The 26160-nt window shown below is 42.7% G+C and carries 20 protein-coding genes; 7 read left to right on the top strand and 13 right to left on the bottom strand.

Going from position 1 to position 26160, the window contains the following annotated elements:
- Positions 1-38: 38 nt before the first annotated feature.
- The 6 genes from ICL16_RS18640 to ICL16_RS18615 form a co-directional block, all read right to left on the bottom strand.
- Positions 39-374 carry a XisI protein gene (locus ICL16_RS18640; protein WP_190830542.1) on the bottom strand — a complete coding sequence of 112 codons (336 nt, stop codon included), beginning with the start codon at positions 372-374 and terminating at the stop codon, positions 39-41.
- The gene (locus ICL16_RS18635; protein WP_190830539.1) at positions 362-781 is read right to left on the bottom strand and encodes a XisH family protein; all 420 of its coding nucleotides are present in this window, start codon (positions 779-781) and stop codon (positions 362-364) included. The genes ICL16_RS18640 and ICL16_RS18635 overlap by 13 nt, the downstream gene beginning before the upstream one ends.
- A gap of 151 nt (positions 782-932) precedes the next feature.
- Positions 933-1091 carry a hypothetical protein gene (locus tag ICL16_RS18630; RefSeq protein WP_190830536.1) on the bottom strand — a complete coding sequence of 53 codons (159 nt, stop codon included), beginning with the start codon at positions 1089-1091 and terminating at the stop codon, positions 933-935.
- A 79-nt stretch (positions 1092-1170) separates the two neighbouring features.
- Positions 1171-1497, bottom strand: a complete 327-nt coding sequence (locus tag ICL16_RS18625; RefSeq protein ID WP_190830533.1) for a hypothetical protein — start codon at positions 1495-1497, stop codon at positions 1171-1173.
- A gap of 483 nt (positions 1498-1980) precedes the next feature.
- Positions 1981-4437, bottom strand: coding sequence for an AAA-like domain-containing protein (locus tag ICL16_RS18620; RefSeq protein WP_190830530.1), 2457 nt, complete (start codon positions 4435-4437; stop codon positions 1981-1983).
- 3 nt (positions 4438-4440) lie between these two features.
- On the bottom strand, positions 4441-6039 hold the full coding sequence (locus ICL16_RS18615) for an AAA-like domain-containing protein (RefSeq protein WP_190830527.1): 1599 nt from the start codon (positions 6037-6039) through the stop codon (positions 4441-4443).
- A gap of 181 nt (positions 6040-6220) precedes the next feature.
- On the opposite strand from ICL16_RS18615, the gene hpsP reads away from it, so the two are divergent.
- Positions 6221-7411, top strand: a complete 1191-nt coding sequence (hpsP, locus tag ICL16_RS18610; RefSeq protein WP_190830525.1) for a hormogonium polysaccharide biosynthesis glycosyltransferase HpsP — start codon at positions 6221-6223, stop codon at positions 7409-7411.
- Positions 7412-7550: 139 nt separating this feature from the next.
- The gene (locus tag ICL16_RS18605; protein ID WP_190830522.1) at positions 7551-8189 is read left to right on the top strand and encodes a peroxiredoxin; all 639 of its coding nucleotides are present in this window, start codon (positions 7551-7553) and stop codon (positions 8187-8189) included.
- Positions 8190-8267: 78 nt separating this feature from the next.
- On the opposite strand, the gene ICL16_RS18600 is transcribed toward ICL16_RS18605, so the two are convergent.
- On the bottom strand, positions 8268-9347 hold the full coding sequence (locus tag ICL16_RS18600) for an alpha/beta hydrolase (protein ID WP_190830520.1): 1080 nt from the start codon (positions 9345-9347) through the stop codon (positions 8268-8270).
- A gap of 148 nt (positions 9348-9495) precedes the next feature.
- Here ICL16_RS18600 and ICL16_RS18595 point away from each other — a divergent pair, with 148 nt between their 5' ends.
- A complete protein-coding gene (locus ICL16_RS18595) occupies positions 9496-10080 on the top strand; it encodes a Uma2 family endonuclease (RefSeq protein ID WP_190830518.1) in 585 nt (194 codons plus the stop codon).
- A 101-nt stretch (positions 10081-10181) separates the two neighbouring features.
- On the top strand, positions 10182-11162 hold the full coding sequence (locus tag ICL16_RS18590) for a cysteine synthase A (protein ID WP_190830516.1): 981 nt from the start codon (positions 10182-10184) through the stop codon (positions 11160-11162).
- 179 nt (positions 11163-11341) lie between these two features.
- Here the strand turns inward: ICL16_RS18590 and ICL16_RS18585 are convergent, their stop codons facing one another.
- From ICL16_RS18585 to ICL16_RS18570, 4 genes are all read right to left on the bottom strand, one after another.
- Positions 11342-12664, bottom strand: coding sequence for a cytochrome c peroxidase (locus ICL16_RS18585; RefSeq protein WP_190830514.1), 1323 nt, complete (start codon positions 12662-12664; stop codon positions 11342-11344).
- Positions 12665-12719: 55 nt separating this feature from the next.
- The gene (locus ICL16_RS18580; RefSeq protein ID WP_190830513.1) at positions 12720-13682 is read right to left on the bottom strand and encodes an N-acetylglucosamine kinase; all 963 of its coding nucleotides are present in this window, start codon (positions 13680-13682) and stop codon (positions 12720-12722) included.
- Positions 13683-13695: 13 nt separating this feature from the next.
- Positions 13696-14973: an MFS transporter gene (locus tag ICL16_RS18575; protein WP_190830512.1), complete on the bottom strand. Its 1278-nt coding sequence runs from the start codon at positions 14971-14973 to the stop codon at positions 13696-13698.
- A gap of 61 nt (positions 14974-15034) precedes the next feature.
- Entirely contained in the window at positions 15035-15424 is a 390-nt protein-coding gene (locus tag ICL16_RS18570) for a GxxExxY protein (protein WP_190830655.1), read from the bottom strand.
- A 128-nt stretch (positions 15425-15552) separates the two neighbouring features.
- Here ICL16_RS18570 and ICL16_RS18565 point away from each other — a divergent pair, with 128 nt between their 5' ends.
- Both ICL16_RS18565 and ICL16_RS18560 read left to right on the top strand, forming a co-directional pair.
- Positions 15553-18543: a valine--tRNA ligase gene (locus ICL16_RS18565; RefSeq protein ID WP_190830510.1), complete on the top strand. Its 2991-nt coding sequence runs from the start codon at positions 15553-15555 to the stop codon at positions 18541-18543.
- Between the two features lie 5 nt (positions 18544-18548).
- A complete protein-coding gene (locus ICL16_RS18560; protein WP_190830500.1) occupies positions 18549-18992 on the top strand; it encodes a hypothetical protein in 444 nt (147 codons plus the stop codon).
- A 43-nt stretch (positions 18993-19035) separates the two neighbouring features.
- Here the strand turns inward: ICL16_RS18560 and ICL16_RS18555 are convergent, their stop codons facing one another.
- Entirely contained in the window at positions 19036-21060 is a 2025-nt protein-coding gene (locus ICL16_RS18555) for an ABC1 kinase family protein (protein WP_190830497.1), read from the bottom strand.
- A gap of 267 nt (positions 21061-21327) precedes the next feature.
- Between ICL16_RS18555 and recN the strand changes: the two genes are divergently transcribed.
- Entirely contained in the window at positions 21328-23076 is a 1749-nt protein-coding gene (gene recN / locus ICL16_RS18550; RefSeq protein ID WP_190830495.1) for a DNA repair protein RecN, read from the top strand.
- 25 nt (positions 23077-23101) lie between these two features.
- Here the strand turns inward: recN and ICL16_RS18545 are convergent, their stop codons facing one another.
- Positions 23102-26113 (bottom strand): UPF0182 family protein, encoded by a 3012-nt coding sequence (locus ICL16_RS18545; protein ID WP_190830493.1) that lies wholly within the window; start codon positions 26111-26113, stop codon positions 23102-23104.
- Positions 26114-26160 lie beyond the last annotated feature (47 nt).

Genomic DNA, 26160 nt, shown 5'->3' with positions numbered 1-26160 from the left:
GGGAGCTAGGAAATGCGCGATCGCTTTATAACATAACCCTAACCCACCGCATATTCCGTAAACTTTCGCATAAACGGCGACTGAAATCCCAGCACAATATCCTCCTTAGGAACCCCGGCTGCAACTAAATCCGCTGCAATATCATCCTCTGTGCCATTCCACTGAAGCCAAATCTTTCCACCTTTGATATCAATGTGGATGACACAGCTATGTACCCAATCCTGCCGATCCCAGCCCACATGCATGATTTGATAATGATCGCGCTCCGGATCAAAAATCGTCTCAACCTCAATATCCCCATAAGCTAGCTTCTGCTTGCCATACTCCAGAAGCATCTGTTGCACAATTTTCCGATACTGGGCTAATTTCTCCATTCGACAATCACCTCACGCTCTGCATCATAAATAATCATTTTGACCTGATTTTCCTCCACCATTGCTTTGGGAAAATCAAGTTGAAAAAATGTTTTGTCAGTTGTCAGAGGCACTGCTAAGTACAAAACACGCTCTGGCTCTCGCCGCCTCAATGCCGCTCTATAGTTGATAAATTGCCCTAATGCCGTGTGGAATTCCGAGATAGCAGACGACTTCTCTAGAAAGCTTTTGACTTCAACAGCAATTTTTTTACCTTCTCGTTCTGCCGCAATCAACTTTTCTGCTGCCAAATCAATTGACATCTTTACACCACCCACACTGATAGAGAGCGGATCGTCAGTAATCTGCCAACCGTCCTTCTGTAAAGCTCTCTTGACAACTTCATGAAAGACATCTTTAGCAGACATACTTATCAATACTAATGTTTTCTGCTTCCATGCTACCTCAAAACATTCTCCTAGCACCAAAGCCTTGACGAAGGTAAGGGCTTAAAGCTTAAGTCCGTTAAAACGGACTAAACTCTAGAAAGTTCTAGTCGGCTTCAGCCGAGTTCAGCTATTAGCCTAAGAATTTATTCTTAGGTGGATTGCGTCTGTCTTTGCCTAATATTCGCAACCACAAAGTTTCTTCAGTCACTAGTAATTGATGGATTGCTAGCACCGCCCCCCCACCATGTTTTCCCAAAAAAATGAATACCAGGTAACCAGTTATCTTCATTCATTTTAGTTCCAAACCCGTCTAAAGAAAATTCGGAAGCAGTAGGGGAGAGAATCCAAAGACGGGGTAAAGAATCTTCTCAGGGTGTGCGATCACTTTTAGCTTGCCGTTCCATTTGAGCATAAACATCAAATAGTTTGCTCATGTAACTAAGAACTTCAGTTGTTTTTACCGCATTGCGAAAGGGTTCAAATAGTGCTGATGTAGCTGCGAATCGCCACAGTAATCCCAACGCTTGCCCTGGGATAGTCGGTGGAAGTGATAGTGGGTAGTAAACATCAATTTCTCGGATTTCTTCTGCTAGCTTGCGACTAGGTTCTACTGTACCCAATGGCGATAGTAATTCCTTCAGATAATCTTTGGCAAACTGGTAGTGTGGAACCTCGTCGTCGTTACCTGAGTACAATCAGAACGGAAAATCATTTGGACAAAAGATAACATTGTACCCACTAACATCTTGCACCTGTCCGATATCCCGCCAGAGAATAAATTTTCTGGATCATAGTTGAAGACCACTCAAATGGACTAAACATGATTCTACAGTCCACTTGAGTGGACTTGGGCTACTCGCGGTGCGATTTAAATTGTCGGTGGTGACAGCATATTGCAAAATGTGAGCTTCCCAAAGTGATTAAAGCTAAGAGCACAAAAGCATTGCCAGGGCAAATGCGATTACCTTGGGCAGAATGGGAACCTTTAACCACCTAAGTCCAAGCAGTCGCTGATAAGTTTGTTATGGCGAACTGCTATGACCCCAAAATAGCAATGCAGTTGTTTGATAATATTTGATCAGGTTTTGATGACAATAGCAGGTATCGAAATTGCCCAAATGCCTGTGAATGCGTAGAAAGTGCTTTTGTAAAAATATTGTTACAACTAACTGGAACGCCTATATCTTACAGTTTACAGACAAGTGTGCGAGAAAAGATTGCTGTAATGGGTTGAAACGGTTCCTACTGCTGTGAGTTGGTAAGGTTCCCCGTAGCTGGTAGTTACTGTTTTGGATTTTATCGATCACTTCCTCATAGCTCAGAAAAATATCCCTCTCCCTATCATACCATCCTGTCCTTGAGAGAAAATTGGTGTAATTTTCCTTATTGTATTCCTGTGGTCGGTTTCCTGTGTCCAGCCAAATTTGCTTTTGCACTCCAAAACCAAAACGTCCCTTTGAGCTATTTTTCCAATCTTGGTCGATTGTTTGCAGGTCTTTGCAGGAAAATTTATTTAGATCTTCAATATCCAAGTAAACTTTTTCTTCTTTCTTCCTAATATGAAGCATGAGCTTTGATGTTAGCGTATCAGCCGCCTCCCACTTCTTATTTGCCAGTAGATGATGTAGTTCAATGTAATAATACTCTTTTAAAGATTCTCTAACCTTACTCAACAAGTCATTGCCTTGAGTCGGTATGGTAGAAAGCAACTGAATTAATCCCCGATGGACTGATTCCACAGTGTTTGTGTTGATAATTTGCGTATTCCGATTTAAAGGGTTAAGTTGGGAGCTATTTGATTTAAGTAAGTGGAAGGCTTTTGTGTAAGCTTCTATTGCCTCAGTATTGTTATCTTGTTCTTTTAGTAATGTGCCTTGTATGTTTAAGACATGGATGGTAACTTCATCTTTTTGAGGAGAATTTTTTATGTCTTCTTCCTGTAATAGTTTCATGCTGTCTTGAATTTTTTGTTTGGCATCTTCAGATCGTTCCAGCTTCTGATATGCAAAGGCGATCCCACTTAACAGTAGCGCTTGTTGAAGTTTATAGTTTTCTTTAATTGCATAAGATAGACCTATTTGTCTCCTGACTTCATCTGCTTCAAATTGCCTATTCTTGCTGTGGAGTTCTCCACTTAGGTTAGATAACGCTGAGAGATTGTGAGCCTGTTCTTCGATACGTTTAAGAGTAGCTAATGCCAGTATTCCTGAGATGGCTGCTCCCAACAAAGTCACAATTAAAACAACACTTCCAATGCGAATCCGCTTTTGAGCTTTCTGATTAGCCTCAGTCAGTACCTGATTCCTTTTTTGTGCTGCTTCCTTATCTTTTATCTCTCTCTCTAATACTGCTTCTTTTTCTTTAGCAGCTATGTCCTCTTCTCTTTCCTTTGTTTGACTAGCTGCAAGAAACTGCCTATCTTGGTAACTTAAACTTTTATCTTTCGCCCATTCCAGTGCATCCTGTAACGCCTTTCCCCGCAAATATCTCGATTCATCTTTACCGCCAGAAGCAACCCAAAATCTGAAATTCTCAGAGTAGGGGCGCAAATTCCTTAATTGAGTTTCAATCCAATTTTGATCAAAAACCTCTTGATAGATGGGGTTGTAAACTCTTAACTTATTCTGTTGCTTAACAACTAACCCTGCAAGCTGTAAATCGCTTTGTTCTGGAGTATCATCTCCTGTAATCTCAGATTGCCCCTCTGTAAGCCGAATTTGTTGATATAATTCCAGCAGATATCCAGCACGTTGCTCATCTCTAAGAATTCTGTCGCGAATAGTTCGCAAATGCTCTGGTTCATCTTGAGATTCCCAATTCTCAATGATACGAGATCGCACCACCTGTTCAACAGTGCAAAAATTTTCCTTCTCAGATTCCTCAATCATGAACTGACACAGCTTTTGCGTCAGAAATGGTTGTCCACCCGTCCAATCCAAGATTTCCTTCATTATCGCTTGGGGATTACCAAATTTTCCCCGTAAACTCTTTTCTAACGGCTCGGCTTCGTGTAATTGAAAGCCCTTAAGAGTGATGGCTCTACCAATATTAAATGGAGTGCGATTTTTATCTTTGATCAAATTGCTTGGCGATGCTACTCCTAACAAACAAAAAGTTAGGCGATTGTATTCGGGATTATCGACACGCTGATTGTGGCAGGCACGAACAAAGGCAAAAAAGTCATCAGTGGGGAAGTTGAGACTGAGAACACTATCAATCTCATCAATGAAAATAACAATATTTTCCCTAATTTCAACAAGCAGTTTCTTTTCTATAAAATTGTGAAATCGCAGCAACGATGAGTTTAACTGGTTCTTTTCCCACCATTCTTTGAAATCAACATCCAGAGCAAAGCTATCAATTAGCTTAACAATCAAATCTGCATACCAATTTTCTTGTGTAGCACTCTGAATACTGACAGATGACAAATCAATAGATGCACATTCTACGCCAGCCTCACTCAAGCGGCTCATTATTCTCACGCGCAAGCTTGATTTTCCACTTTGTCTTGAATTCAAAACATAACAAAACTTTCCTGCTGTAAGCGCTTCATACAATTCGTCATCAGCTACCCGCTTAACATAGGTGCTGGCATTTTCAGGTAGACTTCCAGAAAAGATATATTCGTCAACCATGATTCACCCCAGATGCACTGAAAAATACTGACGATATAAATCGCAGCTAGGAACACAATCATTACGAACAATTTTCACCAAACCTATACTGTGCAGTTTGAACGTAATTTCCGGATTAAGTCGCACAGTTTCATTCGTCATTACCACTTTTTTATAAGCTGATTCTAGCTGAGAATCATCCTGTAAACATCCTAATTGTTGTCGCAGATGGTGGCTAAAGATTCCCTGTTCTGTCGGTGCAAGTTTCAATAGTTCCTCTAAAGTCATTTGCTGAGTTTTGAGGTTAGCGATCGCCTCTTGTACCAAGTAAGGATGTCCTCCAACCAACCCCATCAGCTGACTCAATCCATCTTCTTTCAATTCTCCATCTAATTCATACAGATGAGTCATTTCTTCCACTTGCTGCTGGTTAAATTCAGGTAACTCAATTGCCAACCCAACATTAAACGGTGAGCGATTGGTATCTAGGGTAGGATATACTTCAGTGGAATTAACCACCACTAACCTAAGTTTTTTCCAAATTTTCCCCATTCTGTCTCCTTGCTTAGCAGTTTCATACCAACTTCGCAGGAGTAAGCAAAATTCGGAGAAAATATTTTCACATTTAAAGAGTCGCTCAAAATTATCTATGGCAAAGACCAAAGGACTATCAATATTTGCTAATAAATATTTTTCAAAATAACGAGTACAGCTTGTATTTATTCCGATACTCTCTAGCCAATAGTCATTCACCTTTACATCTAGTTCTAAACGGTCAGAAACATCGACGCATAACCATTGCAAAAAACTTTTCAAGCTAGTCAGGGTATTACGGTCAGCTTGGTTCAAATCTAATTTAGCTGTCTGATAACCCTGCTCTCTAGCATAGTCGAGCAATTTCTCTAACAGCAATGTTTTTCCCATCCTCTGAGGAGCTTTAATCCGAATGAGCGCACCAGGTTGCAAAATTGCTTTGTAACATTTCTCTTCAATAGGAGGTCGTTCAATATATATGTTTGTTGTTGGTTCCTTATATAATATGGGTAAATTACTTTTGACGATAAGTTGAGGTATTAACTCCTGTGGTATTCCTGCCATTGGAATCGCATTACAACCCAGTTTATAGGCAAACTCATAATTTCTACCTGCTCCCAGTGCATCATAGAAACCCACAGCAAATTCAATTGCTGCTTGATCTTGAATTGCTTGACTCATGCCTACCACATAGTTAATATGTCTAGCTATCTCTTCTGCCTGATACTTTGAGTAACAAGCATTGAGGACAATACACTCAACTTGGTCAGCGAATAGTTGAAATAATCCGGCTATTGCATCTGCATCAACTAACTTTACTTTACCCATCTCATCTTCAAATGCCAAGCCTTCTTCTCCAGCCCCATGCCCACAAAAGTGAATAATATGTGGTTCATAGTCCAGAATAGCTCTGTGTATGTCCCTGTAGCGTACTGCTTCTGCTGTATTTATTAAATACAGGTCACGCTTTTTTGACCGTCTTAACCCCTCTTTAATTTCGCGCATCTCCTCATCCAGACGAAGCTTACTTGTACCTCTAGGATTTGCTGACAACAGCAAGATTTTTCGGGTTTGAGTATTATCGCTCATTTGACCTAATGAGAAATCACAGGGCTGACATTTTCATTCAAGCTTTGATACACCTTGAGTATGCAGCTTTCCAGCTTTTTCGGCAATATCGCTCTTTGTAAAAATTTAAGTGACGCTTCGGAGTTAGATAGAGTATCTTTTATTATATGGTGTGATCTTAACACCTAACTCCTAACAAATAATGCGCATCCTGCAAATTGTCCCTTCAATTTCTTTAATTTACGGTGGTCCTAGTCAAATGGTACTAGGACTAGCACCAGCATTGGCACGGGCAGGAGTGGAAGTCACAGTTCTCACAACCGACAGTAATGGCGATATAGATCAAAAACCTTTGGATGTTCCCCTCAATTCCCCAGTGCAACAGGATGGCTATCAAATAATTTACTTCCGTTGCGCCCCGTTTCGTCGCTACAAATTTTCTCTTGACTTATTAAAGTGGTTAAATCATCACGCCCACGAGTTTGACTTAGCCCATATTCACGCTTTATTCTCCCCTGTAAGTAGTTTTGCGGCAACTGTGTGTCGTCGGCAAAAACTACCTTACATTCTGCGTCCTTTGGGAACTCTCGATCCAGCTGATTTACGCAAAAAAAGGCAGCTAAAACAGCTATATGCCGCACTTTTAGAACGTCCCAATTTAGCTGGTGCAGGGGCAATTCATTTTACTAGTGTTCAGGAGGCGAAAATCTCCGAAAGATTTGGTGTAACTACGCGAGATTTGGTGATTCCTTTGGGTGTGAACCCCCCTCAGTCCCCCCTTAAGAAGGGGGGAAGTGTGGTGCGGAGTCAGTTTGTGATAGCAGAGGATGTGCCTTTGGTGCTGTTTATGTCGCGCATCGATCCGAAAAAGGGGTTGGATTTGTTAATTCCAGCTTTATCCAAGCTTTTAGAGCAAGGGTTGAATTTTCACTTTGTCTTAGCTGGTACTAATCCTCAAGATCCAAATTACGAGAAGAAGATCAAATTGCAGATCCAGAATTCTCCCTTACGATCGCACTCTACCATCACTGGTTTTGTCTCTGGTGAATTAAAGTCTGCCCTATTGCAAGCTGCTGACTTATTTGTTTTGCCATCCTACTACGAAAACTTTGGTATTGCCGTAGCCGAAGCGATGGTAGCAGGAAAGCCTGTTATTATATCCGACCAAGTACATATTTGTCAAGAAGTGCTTGAAAGTGAGTCGGGATGGATAGGCGCCACAGATGTGCAAGCAGTTTTTGAGTTACTGCGAAACGCTTTGCAAAATCCGGAAGAACGTCATCGACGGGGATTAAACGCTCAAGAATATGCATTGAAACATTACAGTTGGGATGCGATCGCCAGTCAAATGATCCTGGCATATCAACAAATTTTATCCAAATCAGGGTTATAATCTTAACTCAGTTTCTTGTGATATGTTGCACATCTTAAAATTTTGTTGCAAACAGCCCAAGCTCAATCGGTGAACCGGGGATATATGTCATGATGGCAAAGTATAATACACATGGCATTTTGACCACAGGGAAACTCACATGGCTCTCCGTCTAGGTGATACAGTACCGAACTTTACCCAAGCATCTTCACACGGCGACATAAACTTTTACGATTGGGCAGGCGATAGCTGGGTAGTCTTGTTCTCTCACCCCGCAGACTTCACACCTGTTTGCACAACCGAACTAGGGACAGTTGCTAAGTTGAAGCCAGAATTTGACAAGCGTAACGTCAAGGCGATCGCTCTGAGCGTTGATGACGTTGAATCTCACAAAGGATGGATAGGAGACATCGAGGAAACTCAGAACGCCTCCCTCAACTACCCCATCTTGGCAGACGCAGATCGTAAAGTTTCCGATCTTTACGACATGATCCACCCCAACGCCAACGCAATGTTAACAGTGCGTACCGTCTTCATCATCGATCCTAACAAGAAACTGCGTTTGAGCTTAACCTATCCTCCCAGCACCGGACGTAACTTTGATGAGATTTTGCGCGTAATTGACTCACTGCAATTAACCGACAACTACAGCGTAGCGACACCAGCAGACTGGAAAGACGGCGATGATTGCGTGATTGTCCCCTCACTTAAAGATCCCGAAGTACTCAAGGAGAAATTCCCCAAAGGATATCAGGAAATTAAACCCTACCTGCGGATGACTCCACAACCCAACAAGTAAGTTTTGAATTGAGCACAAATCTCACCTCCATTTACGGTGGTGAGATTTTTGGTCATAAGCATAGTATTTGCGCATCACTCATATACTGCCAAAGGCATTTTGCAAGGCACTAGCAGACTGTTGAATCAATCGCTTACCTGCATCAGTGGCTCCTGCCATGAGGAAAAAATCATGAATCATGCCAGGGTAAACTGTTGCTGTCACAGGAACACCAGCCGCTTGCAAGCGCTTAGCGTAAGTTTGACCTTCATCACGGTAGGGATCAAATTCACCATCAACAACTAATGCTGGGGGCAACCCTTTTAAGTTTGGTGCGAACAGAGGGGAAACGTAGGGTTGCTTAGGATCGATACCCGCAGGTAAATACAGCTTGTGGAATCCTTCGTACTCGCCATCCCTAGTTAACCACGGTCCGTTGGCAAATTCCTGCCAAGATTGGGAACTGAGGGTAACATCAGTCACGGGGTACATCAACAGTTGAAAGACAAGTTTTGGTCCTTTTTGATCACGTGATCGCATGGCAGTTACCGCTGCTAAATTACCGCCTACACTATCGCCTCCCACAGCAATTTTCTCAGCATTAGCCCCGATGCGTGCTGCATTTTCTGCTACCCACTTTAACGTAGTAAAGGCATCATCAATCTGCGCTGGAAACTGATGTTCTGGGGTGCGACGATAATCAACAGCTACAATTAAACAACCAGCGCGATTAGCAAGGGAACGCAGTGCGGCATCGTGGCTATTTAGATCACCCTTGTTAAATCCGCCACCATGATAGTAGACTAGAACTGGTAGCTTACCCTCCTTCGGGCGGTATAGCCGAATAGGCAGTTTTCCCCCGGAACTGGCAATCGTCAGGTTTTCTACTTTCAAGATAGCTTCTGGCGGTCCTGAGAGCAGATTGAAGATTTTGTTAAAAGCAGCACGCTTGCCGGGAATATCGGTGGGAGGTGGTCCCCCTTGTGCTACTTTAGTAAGCACTGCTAGAGCCTGCGGATCAAGTCGCTGGTTAATAACCTCGCCTGTAACCAAATTCTTGAAGCTTGGTTGCGTCGTCATCTTGACTTGGATACTGGAAGAACCTGGTAAAGCCAAAAGATTGATAGCAGGAATCAACAGCAATACTGCCACTAACGATGCCACGGTTGTGGTTTTCATAGGCGATCGCGTAACTACATCTTTCCATTGAACGCTGATTTGGGTCAGATGAAAAGAGGCAGTTTTTTAGAGAGGCGATACCTTAGCTTTCAAGGTCTATTTGGGTCAGAATAAAAGCATATTGGAAAGGCACTTTGAGGAAACAATCATGCTTTCATCTCCTATAGTGTTACGGATGCCACCAGAGTTGCACATGACAGACGAGCAGTTTTTTGAGTTCTGTCAAATTAACCGTGACTTACGCATTGAGCGGAATAAATTTGGAGAAATATCAATTAAGTCCCCCACTGGTGGAATAACAGGTAATCGCAACTTCGGTATATTAGGAGAACTATATATTTGGACAAAGCGAGATGGTACAGGACTTTGTTTCGACTCTAGCACAGGATTTAAACTCTCAACAGGTGCAGACAGATCGCCCGATGCTTCTTGGATGAAACTGGAAAGATGGAATAGCTTATCACTAGAACAGCAAGAAAAGTTTGCCCCAATTTGCCCAGATTTTGTAGTTGAACTTAGGTCGCCTTCCGACAATCTTAAACCTTTACAAGAAAAAATGGAAGAATATATGAGGGAGCCTGGTGTACAACTGGGCTTGTTGATTGACCGAAAAAACCGTAACGTATATGTTTACCGTTCTGGTTTGCCAGCAGAATGTTTAGAGAATCCTGCTAGTGTCAGTTGCGATCCAGTTTTACCAGGTTTTATTTTAAGCATGAGTACGGTTTGGTAGAGCGTGGATGGAATTGGCTTGTCTTATGACATCGCACTCACAAAAACTGATACCACTAGAAGCCAGAATTTTTATAGGTAATAAATAAGGTAACTTGAACAATGGATATTAAAAATGGATTTATAGGCGCTGTCGGCAACACACCACTGATTCGCTTAAACAGCTTTAGCGAAGAAACAGGTTGCGAGATTCTTGCCAAAGCAGAATTTCTCAATCCTGGTGGTTCCGTCAAAGATCGTGCCGCACTATATATTATCAAAGAGGCAGAAGAAAAAGGCTTGCTCAAACCGGGCGGTACTGTAGTCGAAGGAACTGCTGGCAATACTGGTATAGGACTAGCACATATTTGTAACGCCAAAGGTTACAAATGCTTAATAATTATTCCTGATACTCAATCCCAAGAAAAGATGGATGCCTTAAGAGCATTAGGCGCAGAAGTTCGTCCTGTTCCCGCAGTTCCCTACAAAGACCCCAACAACTACGTCAAACTATCTGGTAGAATAGCAGCCGAGATGGAAAACGCCATTTGGGCAAATCAATTTGATAATCTGGCAAATCGCCGCGCCCATTATGAAACCACAGGACCAGAAATTTGGACACAAACAGACGGTAAAGTAGATGCTTGGGTAACTTCTACCGGAACAGGTGGTACTTATGCAGGCGTAGCAATGTACCTCAAGGAAAAAAATTCCGCCATCAAATGTGTTGTTGCCGATCCAATGGGTAGCGGACTTTACAGCTACGTTAAAACAGGCGAAATCAAGCTAGAAGGCAATTCCATCACTGAAGGCATAGGCAATAGTCGCATCACAGCGAATATGGAAGGCGTACCATTTGATGACGCCATCAGAATTGATGACCAAGAAGCCTTAAAAGTAGTGTATCAATTACTACAAAAAGATGGATTATTTATGGGTGGTTCCACAGGCATTAACATCGCCGCAGCCGTTGCCATAGCAAAACAAATGGGACCAGGACACACCATAGTAACAATCTTATGTGATAGCGGTTCCCGTTACCAGTCCCGTATATTCAATCGTGATTGGTTGGAATCAAAAGGACTACAAGATTTTGGATTTTAGATTTTAGATTTTAGATTTTGGATTTTGGATTTTGGGAGACGGGACTCAGGAGACAGGAGCCAGGAGTTACAGAAATTCTCTGTTGTCTCACTTGTCTTCTCAGGTATTCAAAAATCCCACAGCCAAAAGCTGTGGGATTTTCAACTTAACCAAGCAGTATTACATGAGTTGTATTTTCACTACTCCAGGAAATTTCGCGGTGGAGTAGCAACACCATTTCTGCCAACGGCTGGTATTTCCAGTAGTTGATCTGTGGCAGTAGGAGTTCCATTAGTATTACCACTGGGAGTAACTGAAAATTGATTACCAGGATGTCCATTGGGGATGAACAGTTGTGGATGGTCAAAGGGTGCTTTCTCGTAGAGAACTCGCTCATCAGTAAGTCCGGTTCTCAAGAAAGTGACTAAATCAGCTTTTTGAGCATTGCTTAAGCCCAAAGGCGCTGCTGTTCGTCCACCGTCGTCACCTCGACCACGATTGTAAAAGTCAACAACTTGCTCCAGAGTTGCCATCCCACCATTATGCATATATGGAGCTGTCAAGGCAATGTTACGGAGGCTAGGTATTTTGAATCTTGATGTGGTAAAATCTCCGGCTCCTGGATCTTCTGAAGCTGGTCTGACACCGTAGTTAGCAATGAAGCCATTGGCAGCATTATTAATGAGTGGATTGCCAGAATCAGTTGAAGCAATTCCTGCGGTTCTTCTCACTGAAGCTCTGGTGAATTCTGGAATTGTATGGCAGGTGTTACAATTTCCACCACCATTAGTTCCAGGAGTTGTAGCTGTGCCGTTTGTAGCAGTGACAAACACACTTAAACCTCTTTTTTCCTGATCTGACAGAGCAGTGGTATCTCCCGCCTGGAATTCGTCAAAAGGTGTTTGGTCAGACACAAGAGTAGAGATATACTTTTGCATTGCTAACCCAGCAAACAACGAGAAGTTCCAATCCCTCAGTTCAAACTGATTTTCCGGTAAAGACTGTCCAACTGCACCTTGTTGTAGAATTGTTCGACTTCCATCGGCATTAACTCTAATAATTCTATTAGAGTTCCACCATTCGTTCTTAAAGGCTTGCTTAATAAGATTGTCGTAGCTTGGTATGTTCAGACCGAGCTGAGGTGATCTGCTGTCAGCACCTAAAACACTGTCTTGCGGATGTACAATTTGCTTGCCTAGTGGTCTGAGGGTTTTTAATTTCTTACCTGCTCTCGACAGAAACTTACTGCCGATTTCCCTTAACTCACGATCGCTCGCAGACAGCTCAAATGGACTCAATGGTGGTTCTGTGATTAGAGAAGCTAGAGAGGAATTGTTGAGGGCAACTGAAACTTCAGTTAGTGTGTTTGGTCTGTCTGCTTTGTAGACTTTAGCATTAGAGTCAGCTGCACCTTTGCTATTCACTCCATTGAAGGTTTCCTTGGCGCGACCATCCCAAAACTGAAGTTTATTAAAGATAGCATCAATTACCGTTGGAGTATTACGCGGCTCAACTCGGCGCACATTGATTCCATTGACTTGAAAGCCGTCATGATCAGGCGTAGATCTAACATTAAGATTAGGAGTTACAGATATCTCTATTCAAAGCCAACAAACCAGCCCCAAATGCAGGTTCATAGCGAGGAAAAATCACTTTTGCCAAAGGAAAACTTTTGACAACAGATGCTGCAAATTTCTCGTGCATCTTAGCTGTACCTTGCCAGACACTTCCCGTTGTTACTACTTCAAAAACTGACTCAGGGCTAAAAATAGCATCAATAACCGTACAGGTAGCTTTTACCAAATCTTGCACAGCTTCCTCAATAATTTTACTTGCTACTTCATCGCCCTTAGCTGCAGCACCATCTACAATCGGTGCTAAAGCAGCTATTTCTTTGACACCCCATTCTCGTCGATATATTACTTCCACCAAATCTTCAATACTTGCCAAATTAAAATACTGTTGGAAATCGTCTACAAGACTTGTTGACATCTCACGTCCATCATACGCTTTTAATGCTGCTTGCATCCCAGCAACAGCAATTTTATAAGCACCACCTTCATCCCCCAAAATATGTCCCCAACCACCAACCCGCTTAGTATCTCCCTGATGATTTCGCCCAAATACAATAGAACCAGTACCAGCAGCAACCACAATTCCAACAGGTTCACCAACTCCCCCCACTAAAGCGATCAAAGCATCGTGACAAATTACTACATTGGATGGTTGCAACGCCCAGTTAATAGGTAGTAAAATACTATTTTGTAACTCTTGTACTAAACCTTTTACTACTGCGATATCGTCTGCACGACCTACACCTGCTAATCCCAAACAAATAGCCTCTACCCTAATAGTATTTGTTTGCGCGGAGGCGATCGCCGACAAAATTGCCGATTGAATTGATTGTAATGTTGCCTCGATACCAATAGTTTGATAATTAGATGCTCCTGCTTCACCACGACCTAAAACCTTTGCCGTATCATCCATTAAGATGCAAATGGTTTTGGTGCCACCGCCATCAATTCCTAAAACGTAAGTCATAGGATTTTAGATTTTAGATTTTGGATTTTGGATTAGTAGAGTTGTTAGCTTCGTGCAAAGGAATGAAAAATAGAGTAATCATACCGGGAATGGTTAATAAACAAACCAAGATAAAGAATAAGGGATATCCTACTTGTTGCTGAATCAAACCACTAATTATACCTGGTAACATCATGCCTAAAGCGACAATACCAGTGGAAATGGCAAAATGGGAAGTTTTGTATTCTCCTTGGGAGATATACATTAAATAAACACTAAAAGCTGTATACCCAAAACCATAACCAAATTGCTCTAAAGAAACCAGAGGATAAACTAAAGTAAGCGTAGGTTTTGCATAAGCCATGTACACATAAAATATATTAGGCAAATTCATAGCTAAAGCCATAAGCAAAAGACACTTCTTTAACCCATATCGAGAAATCACCATTCCGCCTAAAATTCCTCCGGTAATTAGGGAAATTACTCCAAAAGTACCGTATACTAAACCTACATCTGATGTGGATAGACCCAAGCCTCCTGCCGCTGGTTTATCTAGGAGAAATAGAGAAGCTAATTTAAGCAGCATTGCCTCACCTAATCTGTAAAGTAAGATAAATGCTAAAATAGCTCCAATCTTCTCTTGCTCAAAATATGAACCAATGATAGTCCAAAAAGGAGTGTTTGCTTGTGTTTGACGTTGGTAATCTGATTCAGGCAAAGGAATAATTAGACGATGAAAAATAAAAAGTATTGCTAAAATAAAAGCAGAAAAGCCGATAGCTACAGTCCAGCTTAAAGGAATATTATTAAGCTCTTTTTCTAGTTGTCCTGCTAAAAATACCAAACCACCCGAACTGAAGATCACAGCTAGTCTATAGAACAGGGAGCGAATTCCGACAAAAAATGCTTGTTGCTCTGGATTTAAAGCTAGGAGATAGAAGCCATCAGTAGCAATGTCGTAGGTGGCAGAAATGAAAGCTCCTATTGTGAATATTACCAGGGAGACGAAAAAGAAGTTGGGTAGTTGTAGAGAGAGGGCGACTAAACCTAAACAGCAGAACATGGCAAATTGAGTGGCAAGTATCCATGTTCTTTTGGTTGAGTATATATCCACAATTGGTCCCCAGAACATTTTGATTACCCAGGGTAGGTAGAGAAAACTTGTCCATAAGGTGATTTGAAGGTTAGTTATTTCTAATTTTTTGTATAAGATTCCAGAGACGTTGTTGATGATGATGTAGGGTATGCCGGAGGTAAAGTAGAGGGTGGGGATGAAGATCCAGGGGGAACGGGATGTGGGTGGGTTTTTCATGTATTGAACCGCGTTCGCGAAGCGTCTCGAAGAGAAGACGCGAAGTACGCGAAGAAAGAGTTTAAGAGGAGAGGATGATGCGTTTGATGCCTTCTTTGAGGATGGGGACGTTGAAGTTGATGAGGAGGGCGAGGTGGTTGCTTGTTGCTCTCAGGTAAGAGATGGTTTGAGCTTCATGGATGGGAGCAAATCTCTCAACTGCTTTGAGTTCAACAATTAGAATATCACCAACAAGAAAATCTGCTTCGCCCTCCCCGACAAGATGACCTTTGTAGTTCACTGCCACAGGATACTTAGAATAATGAGGTATCCCCCGCATCTTAAATTCCAATTCTAAAGCCTTGTGATACACTGACTCCAAAAACCCAGATCCCAACACCCGATGCACCTCAATCGCCGCCCCAATCACAGCATACGCCAGCCGCTCCACCTCATCACCAAGCTGCCTCATCCTTCTTTCTTCTTCCTTCGCGTACTTCGCGCCTTCTCTTCGAGACGCTTCGCGAACGCGGTTCAAATCCATAAAATCACTCCTGTGGCAAAATTGATAAAAGTCCTTCCACATTTAGTATTCCCAACATGACCGCAACAACCAACCTCCCCAGTCTTTACGATCCCTTCTCAACCGAAGCCAAATGGCAAAAATTTTGGGAAGAAAATCAAATTTACAAAGCCGATCCCAATAGCGGTGGCGAACCATACTGCATCGTCATTCCCCCACCCAACGTTACCGGTAGCTTACACATGGGACACGCCTTCGAGATGGCAATAATTGATACCCTTGTGCGCTACCACCGCATGAAAGGATTCAATACCCTGTGGCTACCCGGAACTGACCACGCTAGTATCGCTGTGCAAACAATTCTGGAGAAGCAACTCAAGGCAGAAGGTAAAACTCGCTACGATTTGGGTCGCGAAAAGTTCTTAGAACGCGCTTGGCAGTGGAAGGCTGAGTCTGGGGGGACGATTGTTAATCAGTTACGGCGCTTGGGTGTATCGGTAGACTGGACGCGAGAACGGTTTACCTTGGATGAAGGTTTATCTAAAGCTGTTTTGACGGCTTTTGTTCGCCTTTATGATGAAGGGCTGATTTATCGCGGTCAGTATTTGGTAAATTGGTGTCCAGCGTCACAATCTGCGGTTTCCGATTTGGAGGTGGAAAACCAGGAGGTTAATGGTAATCTGTGGCACTTCCGTTATCCTCTTACGGATAAGTCTGGTTATGTGGAGGTGGCGACTACTCGCCCAGAAACTATGCTGGGTGATACTGCGGTGGCTGTGAATCCTGGTGATGAACGCTATCAGCATTTGATTGGTAGGACTTTGACTCTGCCAATTATGAATCGGGAAATTCCAATTATTGCTGATGAGTTGGTTGATTCTTCTTTCGGCACTGGTTGTGTGAAGGTGACTCCGGCACACGATCCTAATGATTTTGAAATGGGTCGGCGTCACAATTTGCCGTTTATTAATATTATGAATAAGGACGGCACTTTGAATGAGAATGCTGGGGAGTTTCAAGGTCAAGACCGTTTTGTTGCTCGCAAGAATGTGGTTTCTCGTCTTGAGGCGGACGGTTTTTTGGTGAAGGTTGAGGATTATAAGCATACGGTTCCTTATAGCGATCGCGGTAAAGTCCCTATTGAACCTTTGCTTTCTACTCAGTGGTTTGTGAAGATTCGTCCTCTGGCTGATAATACTTTGGCATTCCTTGACGAGAAAAATTCTCCGCAGTTTGTCCCTCAGCGCTGGACTAAGGTTTATCGTGACTGGTTGGTGAATCTTCGCGATTGGTGTATTTCTCGTCAATTGTGGTGGGGACACCAAATTCCTGCTTGGTACGCTGTTAGTGAAACAAATGGTGACATTACTGATAGTACGCCGTTTGTTGTCGCCCACAATGAAGTGGAAGCAAAGGAGAAATTAGCGGCACAGTTTGGTGAAAATGTCAAGCTTGAACAAGACCCAGATGTGCTGGATACCTGGTTTTCTGCTGGTTTGTGGCCCTATTCTACCTTGGGATGGCCTGAACAAACCAAGGATTTAGCGACTTATTACCCGACTGCTACCCTTGTGACTGGCTTTGATATCATCTTTTTCTGGGTAGCACGGATGACGATGATGGGTGGGCATTTTACGGAGCGAATGCCTTTTAAAACTGTTTACATTCACGGCTTGGTACGGGATGAAAACAATAAAAAGATGTCTAAGTCGGCTAATAATGGGATTGACCCACTGTTACTGATTGACAAGTATGGTACGGATGCTTTACGCTACACTTTAATTAAGGAAGTGGCTGGAGCGGGTCAAGATATCCGCTTGGAGTATGATCGCAAAAAGGATGAGTCGTCATCGGTAGAGGCTTCCCGTAATTTTGCCAATAAGTTATGGAATGCTGCCAGATTTGTGATGATGAATTTGGATGAGCAAAGTCCCCAACAACTGGGTAAACCAATCGCTACTGAACTAAGTGACCGCTGGATTCTCTCGCGTTACCATCAAGTTGTCAAACAAACTACTGGTTACATTGATAACTATGGATTGGGAGAAGCTGCTAAGGGGTTGTATGAATTCTTCTGGGGTGATTTTTGCGATTGGTATATAGAACTTGTTAAATCTCGCCTGCAAAAGGGTGCTGATGCCCAATCCCGGGGGGTAGCACAACAAACTCTCGCTTATGTATTGGAAGGGACTTTAAAGTTACTTCATCCCTTTATGCCTCATATTACTGAGGAGATTTGGCATACTCTTACCCAGCAATCAGTAGATTCTGGGCAAAGTTTATCTTTGCAACCTTATCCAGAAGCGGATATCAATTTAATTGACGCCGCGTTGGCAGAACAGTTTGAATTGCTGATTGGTACAATCCGGACAATACGCAATCTACGCGCTGAAGCGGATGTTAAGCCTGGGGTGGCAGTGCAGGTGAATTTGCAGCCCGGTAGTGAAAAGGAACAGCAAATTCTTGATGTTGGGCAGTCTTATATTAAAGATTTGGCAAAGGTCGAGACTTTAGCGATCGCTCTGGGGCAAAATAAAGATGCTGTTGCTAAAACTCAGTCGGGTTGGATCAAAATAGGAGCGATTATCGGCGCAATTTTCTTACTTAGAATTGGTTACGTAGTCGCAGATGCGGTTGATGATATTCCTTTTGTTGGGACTTTCTTTGCCAGCGTTGGTTTTGTTTATTCAAGTTGGTTTATGAGCCGAAATTTTGTCTTGGCTCAGGCTAGACAAAAGTTTTGGCAAGATTTGTTGAAACAAACTGTTGGCAAGCAACAACAAGAACCAGTGAAAGAACCACAAAAGGCGATCGCCTCAGTTGTTGGTACAGTACAAGTTACACTTCCCCTTGCTGGAGTGGTAGACATTGAAGCGTATACTGTTAAACTACAGAAGCGTTTGGAGAAAATAGAAAAAGAAATCACGTCTCTGACAGCTAGATTAAGCAATTCTAATTTTGTGCAGCAAGCCCCAGCGGACGTTGTACAAGGAGTTAAAGATAATTTAGCAGAGGCTCAAAAACAAGCAGAAATTTTGCGCGATCGTTTGCGTGAGTTGGCATATTAAAAGTCATGCTCTATCTAGCTCAGGTGCATAGAAACGAATTTTTAGATCAGCCCCAGTTGCGGTTATTGGCACGTCAGGAAGCTGAACACATGTGGGCGATAATTCCCGAAGAGTCTTTGATTCTACTGGGAAAAGGCAACACTCTCACTGAGAATTTGCTCGTGTTAGTTGAGCTTTCGTCTACAGGTAACATTGAAAGACTCGAAGACGCCACCAAGTGGGTGCTTTATTTAGTGGAAACCTACCTGACTACTGGTATTACTCCAGAGTTTCTCCAACAAGAAACAGAACGAGCCGAACAATGGCGACAAACCCTGACATTGCAAAACCAAGACTTGGCACGTCGTACCTTAGAATTGGAAGCACGTCGGGAACAAATTCAAGCCCTAGAAGAAAGTCTCAAACGAGATAAAAACGGTGTTCACAAAGACGAGGAAACCGAGTCTTAAATTTTACCAAGAACCCCGACTTCTTGAAGAAGTCGGGGTTCTGTTACACGCTTGCCGGAGGCAAAGATAACCTTGCTGGTTCTAACTCAACATTGTTCTTACTATTTACTTGCTCCGCTGCCAGTAATTCTCGAATCAACTTTGCTACAGCTTTTTGCACTAACTGGTTAGCAACTTGTTGCCCTAAACGTTGTACTCCTGGGTTAACAATTAACTGCGCAATTTGAGGGACAAGTTTTGCTGAATCAAAACCACGGGTTTCTTGGAGAATTTGTAATATACGTTTAATATGCTCCAAAGTTTGTTGTTGCTCAATAGTAGCGCCGGGAGTTTCATTGACTGCTGTCAAACCAACTCTTTCCCTTAGTAAATAAGTAACTCTGTGCAACGCATTTTTACTTAAAGCATCAATTCCCTTGACAACTTCATCTACTAATTTATCGCGAATAAAAGAGCCGCGATCGCTAGACAAAAAGTCTACAGTTTGATTCAGCACCAAGTTAAAGTCGTAGTCTTGACTGCTACGAGCATTACGTAGTAAATTTTCTAAACGATTCCATCTAAATTTCCCATCTTTGAATAGTAAATCTCGCAAAGATGCTCTTAATTCTGGTGATGAATCAGTTAACAAGCGCTTGGCAACGTAGGGATAAGCTTCACTAAGAACTTTAAAATTGGCATCAATATTAATGGCGATACCTTCGAGCGTTACCAAAGAACGAATAATCAAAGCATAGTAAGCTGGTACGCGGAAAGGATACTCATACATTAGTGCTGATAGTTCATCAGTGATGCTTTTGATGTTCATTTCAGCGACGCTAGCGCCTAAAGCGTTGTTAAACACTCTAGCAAATGCGGGAATAATTGGTCTTAAATCGGTATCTGGTGTCAAAAATTCCAGCTTGACGTAATCATAAGCCAAAGCATCAAAGTCACGGTTGACTAAGTGGACTATAGCCTCAATTAAACCATAGCGCTGCGGTGGTTTAATCTCGCTCATCATTCCAAAGTCGAGATAAGCCAGTTTACCATCCAGTGTGGCTAGCAAATTACCTGGGTGAGGATCGGCGTGGAAAAAACCATGTTCCAATAACTGACGTAGGGAACAATTTACACCCACTTCAATTAGATAACGAGCGTCTATACCTAAAGAGTTAATTTCTGCTGTTTGAGTTAATTTAACTCCATTAATCCACTCCATCGTCAAGACGCGACGATTAGTGTATTCCCAGTATATTTTCGGAACATAAACGTCTTTAAGATGACCATATAACTGGTAAAAACGTTCAGCATTTTCTCCTTCGTGAATGTAGTCCATTTCTTCAAAAATGCGACTACCCAATTCATCTAGAATAGCTGCAAGATCGCTGCGGATCCGTTTAATGTTTGTTTGCGCCCATGTTGCTAGTCGGCGTAGGATGAACAAGTCTATGGTGATGCGTTCTCTTAAGTCGGGACGTTGAACTTTGACAGCAACTTCCTCACCTGTTTTCAGCTTACCTTTATAAACTTGCCCTAAGGAAGCAGCAGCAATTGGTTCTGGTGAGAGTTCGGCGTAAACCTCATTTGGTGGCTGACCCAGTTCTTCTTCTATAAACTGGTAAGCTATTTCATTGGGAAAGGGTGGTAATTTGTCTTGTAGTTTGGTTAGTTCCTCTAAATACACCGGAGGAACCAAGTCTGGTCGGGTGGACAATGCTTGTCCTATTTTAATGTAAGCAGGTCCCAGTTGCGTCAAAAGTTCTCGCAGCCCAATTGCGCTTCGACGGTCATTTTTAACGACAATTCCCCTTTTGCTCTTCCACCATAATCCAAAAATAAAGGCAAAAGTTGGTGTTAAAACTGAGAAAATACGCCGCAAAACTTGCAGGGGTCTGTTTTGGTAATATGCTGTTATTACCTGAGCATCGTATCTTAACTCAGTTTGAATATTTTTGGTCACTACCGCCTTGTATTCTTGGGCTTGTTCCAAGGTGGGTAAGGTGACGACTTTAACTATTGCGCCGTTTTCCGGCGTGTGTTTTGTCTCTATTGGTTCATTCAGGGGGGGATCGGTCTTAGCTATCATGCACTTACCACCGCGTTGGAATATATATGTTAAGTATTGTAACAATTTGTGGCGCTAGGGACGCTTGGACGCTTGGACTAGTTCGGAAACTATAATTTGTGTCTCGCTTACTCCATCTTCTTTAAACTCAATTTAATCTAGGTTTGGTACACTCGGATAAGCATACTTATTCAATAGTATTAGGTATTGCTGCTTGCTCAAAGTTAATCCTTAGTGTCCCTTATTTTGGACATATCCGGCGTCTGTCCTGACGGAGAATTTAGCTAGATGTTGCTCTCCCTGCGAATAGAAAATTTTGCCTTAATTGACCTACTAGAGTTAGAATTTGGCGCTGGACTAAATGTTTTAACAGGTGAAACTGGCGCAGGAAAGTCGATTATCTTGGACGCGATTGATGCGATCCTGGGTGGAAAAGTCTCTAGTCGAGTAATTCGCACCGGGACTAATCGGTCGATGGTAGAAGGTACTTTTACCTCAAACTCTGCTTTAGCTGCTTGGTTAAGCGAACAAGAAATTGATGCGCTTGATGAAAATTCGGTAGTTATCAGTCGAGAAATTACAGCCACCGCTAGTAATATCCGTTCTCGATCGCGAGTAAATGGTGTACTAGTAAATCGCCAAGTGATGAACGGATTACGAGAACGCTTGGTGGAAATTACCGCCCAAGGTCAAACTGTACAAGTGGGACAGTCGGCACAAGTTCGTGATTGGCTAGACGTTTATGGTGGGGAAGCTTTGTTACAACAGCGCTCAATCGTTTCTTCTAGCTTTGCTGCTTACCAACAAGTGCATCATGCTTTAGAAACACGCCGGAAATCAGAACGCGATCGCTTACAACAACTTGATTTGCTCACTTATCAAGTCAAGGAACTGGGAGATGCTAATCTGGGTGAACCTGATGAATTAGAACAGCTGACGCAAGAACGGGAACGTCTCAATCATGTTGTAGATTTGCAACAAATGAGTTACAAAATCTACCAGGCTTTGTATCAAAATGACAATGAAGCACCCGCAGCAGCAGATTTGCTGGGAGACAGCGAGGTGACATTGAATGACATGGTTGAGTATGACACTCAGTTACAACCGCTGTTGGACTTAGTCAGGGATGCTCAAGCTACTGTGGTGGAAGTAGCACGACAAATTAATGCTTATGGGGAAGGTTTGGAAGCAGATCCCCAACGTTTGGAAGAAGTGGAAGAACGGATACGGGAGTTAAAGCAAGTTTGCCGTAAGTATGGTCCTACGTTGACTGAGGCGATCGCCTACTACCAACGTATACAAACAGAATTATCTCAGCTTAATGATAGCGAACAATCGATTGAAAGTCTAGAGCAACAAGAGCAAGAGTGTTTTGACAAGCTGACTCACAATTGTTACCAGTTAACTCAATTGCGGCGTGCTACTGCTTCTGGCTTGGAAGCGGAACTAATTAGGGAACTTAAACCCTTGGCGATGGAAAAAGTGCAGTTTCAAGTGGAAATTGTACCTTTGACTCCAACCGCAGCCGGAGCAGACAAAATTACGTTTATGTTTAGTCCTAACCCAGGGGAACCACTACAACCTTTAACAGAAATTGCTTCGGGTGGGGAAATGAGCCGCTTTTTACTGGCGCTTAAGGCTTGTTTTTCTACTGCAGATACTATTGGAACACTGGTGTTTGATGAAATTGATGTTGGAGTTTCCGGAAGAGTGGCGCAAGCGATCGCCGAAAAATTACACCAGCTAAGTCAAGGTAATCAGGTATTATGTGTTACACACCAACCTTTAGTAGCAGCAATGGCAGACCGTCATTTTCGAGTTGCTAAGCAAGTTATTAATCAAGCCAAAGGTAAAAAAGAAAACAACGGGCATAGTGAGGAGCGTACCGTTGTGCGCGTAACTACCTTGGACAATTTAACCAAGCGCAGGGAAGAATTAGCTCAGTTAGCAGGGGGTAAATCAGCGCAGGAGGCGATTGCTTTTGCCGACTCGCTGTTAACTCAAGCGGCAAACCATCGACAAAAAATTAAAAATTAAGGTCGTTCTCACAGCTATTATTCGGTCATTGTGCTGGTTCTTCCAAAGGACGGACAATCGGAGGAGCAGTGATTTCTTTTTCTTGGAAGATAGTTCGCAATGCTTGTTCTAGAGTTTGTGCCATTACAATCCGGTTTTCGTATGCCACAATCACTCTCACCAAAGTTGGCAGGCTATTCTGCTCTGCTTCCAAATAAATTGGTTCCACATAAAGCAACGATTGTTCAATGGGAATTACCAGAAGATTACCTTGAATAGCTCTTGAACCTTGTCGATTCCACAAAGAAATTTGCTGCGAAATTATCGGATCTTGGTTAATTCGTGCTTCAATTTGTTCAGGACCATAAACCAATCGCTGCTTGGGAAATTGGTAAAGCAACAACTTACCGTAGTTTTCGCCGTCTGCTCTAGCTGCCAACCAAGCGATTAAATTAGTCCGTTGCCTGGGAGTATAAGGTAGAAGCAGAATAAATTCTTCAAAGGGTACTGTTGGCAAACTCGTAATCAAGTAGTATGGTTCTACTAGTTGGGGTTTATTACCGTAAACCTCATTAGGTATCTGCCATTGGTCTTCCCGATTGTAGAAAACTTGTGGATCGGTCATGTGGTAGGTTTTCAATCGTTCAGACTGAATCGTGAACAAGTCCACTGGGTAGCGAATGTGACTGCGCAGAGTCATTGGCATAGCACTAAATGGTTTAAACATTTCAGGAAAGATGCGCTGCCAAGTGGCAATAATTGGATCGCGTGTATCGGCAATGTAGAAGTTAACGGTGCCGTGATAGGCATCAATCACTACCTTAACAGAGTTACGGATGTAGTTAATTCCCTCTTCTCCTGTGTCGGAATAGGGATAGCGATCGCTCGTTGTATAAGCGTCAACAATCCAGTAAAGATAACTTTGTTGTTGCTCCCCCTCTTGAGTATCAGCGACTACTAAATACGGATCGCGGTCATACTGTAAAAAAGGTGCGATTGCCTGAATCCTTTGGTTGATGTTACGTCGGAACAATAGCTTTGTTTCTGGCACAAATTCTCTAGTTAGCAGCATTTGCCAGTCATTCAAATACTTAGCAAACAAACATTGCCGCCAAAAAGAACCAATATTAATCCCACCCCGACCATCGTAGGTGTTGTAAACATTATCACTACCGCTGGGGTAGTCTAATTCTTTAGCAAGTGTACCCGTCATCACATAGTTATTGGTTATTTCTCCGTAATAAATTCGGGGTTGCCCAATTGGGATACTTGCCCGGATGGCTGGGCTAGAAGTACTTAAAGAGCTACCTTCACTCACACCAATATCTTTGATAAAATACTCAGGCAACCCCCCTGGGGCAACAGTATTTACTGGGCTAAGGGTAAAGCCGTAACCGTGGGTATAAATCAGGTGTTTGTTCACCCATGTCTGTGCTTCCTGAGGCACTGCACTGTAATCTAACTCCCGTGCGGCAATTAGTGTCTGTTGCCTTTCTGTGTTTGCTACATTCGCAGAAGTTCGCGCAGGCTGAGTTTGCTTTTCGGGGGCACTTGGTTTTTCACCAGATACATTTTGTTGCAAAGTATAACGGTCAATATCGGCATCAGGAAAGCGGTAGTAGGGACGAATTTGTTGCAACTGGCGGTTGGTTTCTAGGAGTGGGCGCTGATCCCAAAGACGAATATTGCGAATCGTCAAGTCGTTTGCTTGAATGTCAGCGTAAGTCAGTTGACCTTGAGGAGCGAAGGTTCTGGCATCAATTTTTTCTAAATCAAAGGCTTGTCGAGTCAGGGCAATACTGCGCTCAATGTATGGTCGTTCTAATGCTAGTTCGTTAGGTTGTACTATAAAACGTTGGACAAGTGTGGGCAATACTGAACCAGCACCCACTGCCATCACCGTATAAACTCCTAATCCATAAAGTAGAAACCTACGGTTAGTTGCTTTAGGTTGCCAGAAAATCATTTGCCAGAATAAAAAAGTGGCGATCGCCGCCGCGATCAGACTAAGAGCGGTATAAACTGGCACATCTACTCTTACATCTGTATAGCTGGCACCGTAAGCTACGCCACGAGGGGAATACAGCAGTTTATAACGACTAATCCAATAGCTCAGGGCTACCACTAGCATCCAGCAACCAGCCAAGCCGTGTATATGACGCCTCTGTGGGAGCGAAAACCCGCGAAAATTACCTTCACTCAGACTGTTGCCTGATAGTAAGTAGGTAAGGGCGACAGCTAGTAGACTATACAAAAATAGTCCCCAAAACCAAAATTCTAATAATTCCCAAATTGGTAGGGAAAATATATAAAAGCTGATATCGCTATTAAATACAGGCTCAGATTCTTTGAACGGAGTCGGATGGAAATATTGTAACACATAAGCCCAATGTCCAGACAGTATTAGACCAAAAATGGCACTCATGACAATCGCAATTACCCTGAACAAAAATCGTGGGTAAATTAATAGTGCGATCGCCAATCCAAAAAGCAAACCAAGATACCAAATTTGAGTTTGTAACTGTTTTACCAGTTGCCAGATTACCTCTAGTTTAAATAACGTTGGCAAGACTGGCGAGACATTTGGCTCCATAACGGAGGGATGCCAGTATCTTAGTGCGACTTGACCGTAGTGAAACAGCGTCAACTCGATCAGTAAGCTTAATGCCAGTACTACGGGAACAAGCGAATTTAACCTGTAAGGGCGGAGTATTTGGTTGCCAAGCCTGCTTTGAGATGGTTCACCACTCACCCACATGCTTTGCTGGTGTGGAACTGAGGAGTCCAAAGAATATCTCTCATCTCGAACCAGATCACCACTTACTGTTTGGTACTCGAGCCGCTGCGCCAGAGTTAAGTTGAACAGCAAATAGCCAGCACTGATACCAAACGCAATCACCCATAACACTCCTTGTGTTACCAGCTTCAGGAGAAAAACTTGTAAGTAACCAACTTCTTGAAACCAGAAAATTTCTACTACTAGGCGAGCAACCAAGTCAAAAATCAGCCACAGCCCAAGAAGCACTATTACCAATCGAAAGCAAAGTTTCCAAAACACAGCAGTAGTTCACCAATCTTAGCTAAACATTAGGGTTGCAGATTCTT

Origin of the sequence: Iningainema tapete BLCC-T55 (assembly GCF_014698965.1) — a bacterium.
Classification (GTDB): domain Bacteria; phylum Cyanobacteriota; class Cyanobacteriia; order Cyanobacteriales; family Nostocaceae; genus Iningainema; species Iningainema tapete.
Note: the sequence above shows the minus strand (reverse complement) of the source record. Positions and strands in the feature narration are given on the sequence as shown.

What these genes read in the sequence shown, in the direction of transcription:
- ICL16_RS18590 (WP_190830516.1), top strand. Translation starts at nt 10,182, where the DNA reads ATGGATATTAAAAATGGATTTATAGGCGCTGTCGGCAACACACCACTG.
- ICL16_RS18640 (WP_190830542.1), bottom strand. Translation starts at nt 374, where the DNA reads ATGGAGAAATTAGCCCAGTATCGGAAAATTGTGCAACAGATGCTTCTG.
- ICL16_RS18615 (WP_190830527.1), bottom strand. Translation starts at nt 6,039, where the DNA reads ATGAGCGATAATACTCAAACCCGAAAAATCTTGCTGTTGTCAGCAAAT.
- ICL16_RS18575 (WP_190830512.1), bottom strand. Translation starts at nt 14,973, where the DNA reads ATGAAAAACCCACCCACATCCCGTTCCCCCTGGATCTTCATCCCCACC.
- ICL16_RS18565 (WP_190830510.1), top strand. Translation starts at nt 15,553, where the DNA reads ATGACCGCAACAACCAACCTCCCCAGTCTTTACGATCCCTTCTCAACC.
- ICL16_RS18555 (WP_190830497.1), bottom strand. Translation starts at nt 21,060, where the DNA reads ATGATAGCTAAGACCGATCCCCCCCTGAATGAACCAATAGAGACAAAA.
- ICL16_RS18600 (WP_190830520.1), bottom strand. Translation starts at nt 9,347, where the DNA reads ATGAAAACCACAACCGTGGCATCGTTAGTGGCAGTATTGCTGTTGATT.
- ICL16_RS18630 (WP_190830536.1), bottom strand. Translation starts at nt 1,091, where the DNA reads ATGAAGATAACTGGTTACCTGGTATTCATTTTTTTGGGAAAACATGGT.
- ICL16_RS18595 (WP_190830518.1), top strand. Translation starts at nt 9,496, where the DNA reads ATGCTTTCATCTCCTATAGTGTTACGGATGCCACCAGAGTTGCACATG.
- ICL16_RS18605 (WP_190830522.1), top strand. Translation starts at nt 7,551, where the DNA reads ATGGCTCTCCGTCTAGGTGATACAGTACCGAACTTTACCCAAGCATCT.
- recN (WP_190830495.1), top strand. Translation starts at nt 21,328, where the DNA reads ATGTTGCTCTCCCTGCGAATAGAAAATTTTGCCTTAATTGACCTACTA.
- ICL16_RS18560 (WP_190830500.1), top strand. Translation starts at nt 18,549, where the DNA reads ATGCTCTATCTAGCTCAGGTGCATAGAAACGAATTTTTAGATCAGCCC.
- hpsP (WP_190830525.1), top strand. Translation starts at nt 6,221, where the DNA reads ATGCGCATCCTGCAAATTGTCCCTTCAATTTCTTTAATTTACGGTGGT.
- ICL16_RS18580 (WP_190830513.1), bottom strand. Translation starts at nt 13,682, where the DNA reads ATGACTTACGTTTTAGGAATTGATGGCGGTGGCACCAAAACCATTTGC.
- ICL16_RS18635 (WP_190830539.1), bottom strand. Translation starts at nt 781, where the DNA reads ATGTCTGCTAAAGATGTCTTTCATGAAGTTGTCAAGAGAGCTTTACAG.
- ICL16_RS18570 (WP_190830655.1), bottom strand. Translation starts at nt 15,424, where the DNA reads ATGAGGCAGCTTGGTGATGAGGTGGAGCGGCTGGCGTATGCTGTGATT.
- ICL16_RS18620 (WP_190830530.1), bottom strand. Translation starts at nt 4,437, where the DNA reads ATGGTTGACGAATATATCTTTTCTGGAAGTCTACCTGAAAATGCCAGC.